This is a genomic window from Longimicrobium sp., assembly GCF_036280135.1.
Classification (GTDB): domain Bacteria; phylum Gemmatimonadota; class Gemmatimonadetes; order Longimicrobiales; family Longimicrobiaceae; genus Longimicrobium.
Genome location: NZ_DASURI010000143.1, coordinates 1 through 6705, shown reverse-complemented (window position 1 = coordinate 6705; position 6705 = coordinate 1). Strand labels below are relative to the sequence as shown.

Genomic DNA, 6705 nt, shown 5'->3' with positions numbered 1-6705 from the left:
GCGGGAGATTTGTGCGGAGGCATGGGACCCCGTCGCTGCGCGACGGGGGGCCCTCTCCCCCGACCGCCTTTTTGCTCGTTCCTCGCAACGGCGGTCGACCCCTCCCCCAACTTCGGGGGAGGGGTTGGCGCGGGGGCGGGTTCCGCGCGCGGAAGTCGGCCCGTGCTGAGGCTGGGGTTCTCCCCCTCCCCCGCGAAGCGGGGGCAGGGGGCCGGGGGGAGGGGGCCCTCGGCGGGCGAAACACACTCCGCCATCCAGCAGGATCCCGGAGCCCGCGATGAAGTTCTCCCTTCCCCCATTCTGTTTATGGGGGAAGGGTCGGGGATGGGGGGCGCTCGCCCTTCGCGCGTATCCATCCCCGATCCGCTGATCTCTCCCGTGCTGGAATCGTTTCCACCGCCGGATGCCCCGCCGAATCCCCGGCGCGAGAGCCGGAGGGTGTCGCCTACCAGCGCGGGTGCACGCTCTCGCGGAACCAGCGGTCGTACACGGCGCGCACGTGCTCCATCTGCGCGTCCGTGAGCGGCGGAAGCTCGGCCGCGCGGACGTTGTCCTCGGCCTGCCGCGTGTTGCGCGCGCCGGGGATGACCGTGGTCACCTCGGGGAACATCAGGATCCAGCGCAGCGCCAGCTGGGCCAGCGTGGCGCCCTCGGGGACGAGCGGACGCAGCTCCTCGACGGCGGCCAGGCCGGCCTCGAACTCCACGCCGCTGAACGTCTCGCCCTGGTCGAACGCCTCGCCGCGGCGGTTGAAGCTGCGGTGGTCCTGGGCCGCGAACGCCGTGTCCGCGCGCATCCTGCCGCTCAGCAGCCCGCTGGCCAGCGGCACCCGCGCGATGATCCCCACCTTCGCCTCGCGCGCGGCGGCGAAGAAGCGCTCGGCCGGCTTGAGGCGGAACATGTTGAAGATGATCTGCACGGACTGCACGGCGGGGTACTCCAGCGACTTGAGGGCCTCGTCCACGCGCTCCACGCTCACGCCGTAGTGGTGCAGCTTGCCGGCCGTGACCAGGTCGTCCAGCACGCCGAACACCTCGGGCATGTGGTAGACCTCGCCCGGCGGGCAGTGCAGCTGCAGCAGGTCGATGCGCTCCACGCCCAGGTTCGTCAGGCTGCGCTCCACGAACCCCGTGAGGTTGGCGCGGTCGTAGCCCGCGGCCACGTGCGGGTCCAGCCGGCGGCCGGCCTTGGTGGCCACGACCAGGTCCTCGCCCGGCCGCTCGCGCAGCACCTGGCCGATGAGGCGCTCGCTGTGGCCGTCGCCGTACACGTCGGCCGTGTCCAGGAAGCTCACGCCCAGGTCGATGGCGCGGTGCAGCGACCGCAGCGACTCGGCATCGTCCGTGCGGCCCCAGGCGTCGCCGCCGATGGCCCACGCCCCGTACCCGATGGCGCTCACCCGCCATCCCGTGCGCCCCAGCTCGCGATGCTCCACGTGTGGTGTTCCCGTGTTGTGGTTGGAAGCGGCCCCCGGGCCTGTTATTATCATCTGATCTGTCCCGCGCCCCTACCGCAAGCGGCGTGCGGGGCGCGGACCAGGACGCGGACCGCGGCGTCACCCGCGACTCAAGAGAGGTGTGCATGAAGGACGCGTTGGCGCCGGTGATGAAGCAGAGCCTGGCCGACAAGCTCGCGCAGCAGATCTGGCACCTCATCCAGTCGTCCGGCTACAAGGCCGGCGACCGCCTGCCCACCATCATGGAGATGGCGCAGCGCTTCAAGGTGGGCCATCCCACCGTGCGCGAGGCCCTGCGCAAGCTGGAGACGATGGGCGCGGTGGAGATCCGCCACGGCTCCGGCGTGTACGTCACCCGCAGCGACGACGTGCTGGTGCTGGCCAGTCCCGGCTACGCGGGCGGTGTGACCAAGAAGCTGCTGACGGACCTGATCCAGGCCCGCATCCCCATCGAGATGCAGAGTGCCGCGCTGGCGTCGAAGAACGCCACGGACGAGCACCTGGACGAGATGCGGACGCTGCTGGCCAGCGCCGGCCGCAGCCTGGACGACGACGCGCTGCTCAACCGCATCAACATGGCGTTCCACCGGCAGATCGCCCTGGCCAGCGGCAACGAGGTGCTGGTGCAGCTGCTGGACGTGCTGCGCGAGCTGTTCGCCGAGGAGCAGCGGCTGATCCTGGAGGTGTTCGGCTCGCGGCGGCGCGACCACGAGGAGCACCTGGAGATCCTGCAGGCCCTGGAGACGCGCGACGAGCCCCTGGCCCTGGAGCGCATGCGCACCCACCTGGAAGGCGTGCGCGAGGCCATCCAGCGCTGGGACCCCGACAAGCACCCCGTCCGCTGAGCCGGATGCGGCGCTACGCCGGCGTCGTCACCTTCGCGCTCGCGGCGGGGCTGGTCGCGGGCGGGGCCATGGGGTACGTGGCCGCACAGCACAATCCGCAGGGCGAGTTCTCCGACGCCGCCGGACAGGTCCGCCTGGAGCTGCTGATGCCGGTGGTCGGCAGCTGGTTCGTCCTCGTGGCGGGCTGCGCGCTCTTCGTCGGGCTGCTGTGGCGGGGCGTGCGCGACCACGCGGCATAGACGGAGCCGATCGAAATCGAGCACGGGCACGGAGGACGACACGGTCTCCCGTGCCCGTTTTCGCGTACGCCACGCACGACTTCCTTCCCTTTGGCTCCCGCTCGTCGCACCATGATACGCACCCGATGCGGGCGCTCGCGGCGGCGGACCGCACCCGAGAGGGGGATGACAAACCTGGGGCTCGCAGGATGAAAGGGCGGTTCAACCTCCCCCAGGGGTTTTGGGGGAGGTGGGCGAGCTCCGCGAGCCCGGCGGGGGCGCTCGCGCGGGGCCTGCCTTCACGCACGAGCCCAGCCCGGACGTTCTGTTCAGCACTGGCGGCGGAGGACGACGCGATCCCCCGTGCCCGATTCATATCACCGTACAATGAGCGAGCGGACGATGGCCGACACGGTTCCGCGGCACGGCGAAGCGTCGCGGCCGGGGCGGATGCGGAGGTGGATGGGGCCTGGCATCGTGATCCTGGTCGTGCTCGGGGCGCTCTGGGTGATCGGCCTGCTCCGGGTGACCGTGTACGAGACGTACGGCTTCCGTTCGGAGGAGGTCGCGCTTCCGGAGTGGCGGACGCTCATCCTGCAGGTGGAGGGCGGATACGCGGAGCTCGACAGCGCGGGCCGGCACGTGGAGCGCTGGGGAAGCCCCTACCGGACGAACGTCTGGGTACGCTGCGACCGGCCCGACACCCCGTGCGGCCGGTCCGAGGTGCGGGAGATCGGCCTGACGCTCACCCCGCGGCGGGGTGGGGAGGCCGTGGTCCCGCCGCTGTCCCCCGTCTGGCTGATGCCGGACTCCATGACGGCCCACACCATCGGCCAGACGCCGCTGGCCCACGAGGAGCACGTCGCGGTCGTCATCGTGCGGACGGAGGTGGACTCCGCCGCCGCCCGCACGGACACCGTGCGCCTGGCGCTGGTCCCCACCTTCACGACGCGGACGCGCTCCCTGCGCGACTGGATCAGCCGCCTGTAGCGCCCTCCCTGCCGCCTTGATGTCTACCCCTGGATGAGCGATCGGACGATGGCGGACACTGTCCCCGCGAAGGGCGGGCGGACGCCGCGCGCGCGGCGGTGGACGTGGGTTCTCGCGGCCCTCGCGGGGCTGTCCGTGGTCGCGGTGCTCGCCGCGATGGACCTCTTCGGCGGCTTCGTCTACGAGCGGTACGAGTTCCAGTCGGAGCGCACGGAGCTCGCGGAGGGACGGACGCTCATCCTGATGGTCTACGGAAGCTTGACGGAGTACGACAGCGCGGGCCGGCACGTGGAGCGCTATGGCACGCCCTACCGGACGAGCGTGTTTGTACGTTGCGACGAGCCGGCGGAGACGGGCTGCCAGCGCGCCACGGAGGTGCGGGAGATCGGCCTGACCATCATCCCCCGGAAGGGTGGGGCGACAGTCAATGCGCCCCTGTCCCCCGTCGAGGTGCTGCCGGACTCCACGACGGCGGGCGCGCGCGGCGAGGTGCCGCTGCCGTCCGAGGAGCACGTTGCCGTCGTCACCGTGCGGGTGGAGACGGACGCCGGCGTGCGCACCGACACCGTGCGCCTGCCGCTGCTCCCCATCCACCACGTCGAGATCCTCTCCATCGCGGACTGGTTCAGCCGCCTGTAAACTCGGATCCGGAAAAGCCAGTCCAGCGGCGAAGTCCCTGCCCCGCGATGATCCTTCGGTCGCGCCCGTGGTCTCGTGAACGGGAGGGTTCTGCGCGGGCGCTCCCTCGGAAGGCGTTGCCAAACCCGCCTTTCGACGGAGCCCAGCGAGCGTCATCCTGAGGGAGCGCCGCGCGTAACGTGAATGCGCGCGGGACTTTGGCGCGACCGAAGGATCTTGTGTCCAAACCACGGGGCTGGTTTGATGCCCGGAAGCCGGCCCCGAGTCTCGCATACAAGATCCTTCGTCGCCGCCATGGATCCAGCCCAGGCAGGCATCGCGCGGCGGCTCCTCAGGATGACGCTTTTGAGCCCGAGGTTCGGCAACACTCTTCCAGTCTCGGAGGGCGTTGCCAAACCCGCCTTTCGACGGAGCCCAGCGAGCGTCATCCTGAGGGAGCGCCGCGCGTAACGTGAACGCGCGCGGGACTTTGGCGCGACCGAAGGATCTTGTGTCCAAACCACGGGGCCGGCTTCATGCCTGGAAGCCGGCCCCGAGTCTCGCACACAAGATCCTTCGTCGCCGCCATGGATCAAGCTCGGCAGGCATCGCGCGGCGGCTCCTCACTCAGGATGACGCTTTCGAGCCCGAGGTTCGGCAACACTCTTCCAGTCTCGGAGGGCGTTGCCAAACCCTCCTTTCGACGGAACCCAGCGAGCGTCATCCTGAGGGAGCGCCGCGCGTAACGTGAATGCGCGCGGGACTTTGGCGCGACCGAAGGATCTTGTGTCCAAACCACGGGGCTGGCTTCATGCCTGGAAGCCGGCCCCGAATCTCGCATACAAGATCCTTCGTCGCCGCCATGGATCGAGCCCAGGCAGGCATCGCGCGGCGGCTCCTCAGGATGACTCTTTCGAGCCCGAGGTTCGCCAACACCCTCAGGAAACCAACGTGTTCGATGTTTATCCGCGTTCGGTAAACCCCGCCGGTCCCGCTCGCCATGCTCGCCCTCTGAACAAAAGGGGTTGCGGAAGGGGATCAGGTCATATTATGAATTCGGCTCAACGCGAATTCGCCCCTACCGGACCGCCGATGCATCTCCCCCTCACCCGTCCCGTCCGATTCCTGCGCGCGGCGCTCGTCGCCTGCGCGCTGCTGGCGTGCGTGCCGGCGGCGGCGCAGGAGTACGTTTCCGCGCGGGCGGGCGGCGGGCGGTTCGCGCTGGCCGGCGGCGGACGCGCGGCGCCCCTGCACGTGGCGGCGGACGAGCACGCGGGCGTCGTCCGCGCCGCGCGCGACCTCGCGGCGGACGTCCAGCGCGTCACCGGGACGGCGCCGGAGCTCGCGACGGGCGCGATGCCGGCGGGGCGGGACGTCGTGCTCATCGGGACGCTGGGGCGCGACCCGGTGATCGACGGGCTGGTGCGCGCGGGGCGGCTGGACGTGCGCGACGTGGCGGGAAAGTGGGAGACGTTCGTCCTCCAGGTGGTCGAGCGCCCCGCGCCCGGCATCGACCGCGCGCTGGTGATCGCGGGGAGCGACCGGCGCGGCACCATCTACGGCATCTACGAGCTGTCGCGGCAGATCGGCGTGAGCCCGTGGTACTGGTGGGCGGACGTGCCCGTGCGCCGTCAGCCGGAGCTGCACGTGGCGCCGCGTCGGCTCACGCTGGGCGAGCCGGCCGTGCGGTATCGCGGGATCTTCATCAACGACGAGGCGCCGGCCCTCAGCGGCTGGGCGCGCGAGCGGTTCGGCGGCTTCAACCACCAGTTCTACGAGCGGGTCTTCGAGCTCGTTTTGCGCCTGCGCGGCAACTATCTGTGGCCCGCGATGTGGGGCAGCGCCTTTTACGCGGACGATCCGCAGAACGCGCGTCTGGCGGACGAGTACGGCGTCGTCATCGGCACCAGCCACCACGAGCCGATGATGCGGGCGCACGACGAGTGGCGGCGGTTCGGCAGCGGCGCGTGGAACTACCAGGCCAACGACAGCACGCTGCGGGCGTTCTGGCGCGAGGGCATCCGCCGGATGGCGGGGAACGAGAGCATCGTGACCCTCGCCATGCGCGGCGACGGCGACGAGCCCATGACGCAGGGCACGGCCATCGCCCTGCTGGAGCGCATCGTCGCCGACCAGCGGACGATCCTGGCGGAGGAGACGGGGCGTCCGCTCCCCGAGCAGCCGCAGGTGTGGGCGCTGTACAAGGAGGTGCAGGACTACTACGACCAGGGGATGCGCGTTCCCGACGACGTCACACTCCTGTTCGCGGACGACAACTGGGGCAACATCCGCCGCCTGCCGTCCGCCGCGGACCGGGGCCGCGCCGGCGGATTCGGCGTGTACTACCACTTCGACTACGTGGGCGGACCGCGCAACTACAAGTGGATCAACACCACCCAGGTCTCCCGCGTGTGGGAGCAGATGCACCTGGCCTGGCGCAACGGCGCGGACCGCATCTGGATCGTGAACGTGGGCGACATCAAGCCCATGGAGCTCCCCATCTCGTTCTTCCTCGACTACGCCTGGAACCCCGACGCCTTCCCCGCCGAGCGCATCCCGCGGTGGACGCGGGACTGGG

6 protein-coding genes are annotated in these 6705 nt (G+C 70.5%); 5 read left to right on the top strand and 1 reads right to left on the bottom strand.

The features are described 5' to 3' along the window. Positions 1–445: 445 nt before the first annotated feature. On the bottom strand, positions 446–1435 hold the full coding sequence (locus tag VFZ20_RS04430) for an aldo/keto reductase (RefSeq protein WP_329682624.1): 990 nt from the start codon (positions 1433–1435) through the stop codon (positions 446–448). A gap of 146 nt (positions 1436–1581) precedes the next feature. Here VFZ20_RS04430 and VFZ20_RS04425 point away from each other — a divergent pair, with 146 nt between their 5' ends. The 5 genes from VFZ20_RS04425 to VFZ20_RS04405 form a co-directional block, all read left to right on the top strand. Continuing rightward, positions 1582–2301 carry a FadR/GntR family transcriptional regulator gene (locus VFZ20_RS04425; protein ID WP_329682623.1) on the top strand — a complete coding sequence of 240 codons (720 nt, stop codon included), beginning with the start codon at positions 1582–1584 and terminating at the stop codon, positions 2299–2301. Between the two features lie 5 nt (positions 2302–2306). Continuing rightward, positions 2307–2540, top strand: a complete 234-nt coding sequence (locus tag VFZ20_RS04420; RefSeq protein ID WP_329682622.1) for a hypothetical protein — start codon at positions 2307–2309, stop codon at positions 2538–2540. A gap of 381 nt (positions 2541–2921) precedes the next feature. Then, positions 2922–3509: a hypothetical protein gene (locus VFZ20_RS04415; protein ID WP_329682621.1), complete on the top strand. Its 588-nt coding sequence runs from the start codon at positions 2922–2924 to the stop codon at positions 3507–3509. A gap of 48 nt (positions 3510–3557) precedes the next feature. Beyond that, on the top strand, positions 3558–4148 hold the full coding sequence (locus VFZ20_RS04410) for a hypothetical protein (protein ID WP_329682620.1): 591 nt from the start codon (positions 3558–3560) through the stop codon (positions 4146–4148). Between the two features lie 1071 nt (positions 4149–5219). After that, the coding region (locus VFZ20_RS04405) for a glycosyl hydrolase 115 family protein (protein WP_329682619.1) at positions 5220–6705 on the top strand (1486 nt) is incomplete at its 3' end.

Coding starts and splice junctions, on each gene's coding strand:
- VFZ20_RS04425 (WP_329682623.1), top strand. CDS start 1,582: ATGAAGGACGCGTTGGCGCCGGTGATGAAGCAGAGCCTGGCCGACAAG.
- VFZ20_RS04420 (WP_329682622.1), top strand. CDS start 2,307: ATGCGGCGCTACGCCGGCGTCGTCACCTTCGCGCTCGCGGCGGGGCTG.
- VFZ20_RS04415 (WP_329682621.1), top strand. CDS start 2,922: ATGGCCGACACGGTTCCGCGGCACGGCGAAGCGTCGCGGCCGGGGCGG.
- VFZ20_RS04410 (WP_329682620.1), top strand. CDS start 3,558: ATGGCGGACACTGTCCCCGCGAAGGGCGGGCGGACGCCGCGCGCGCGG.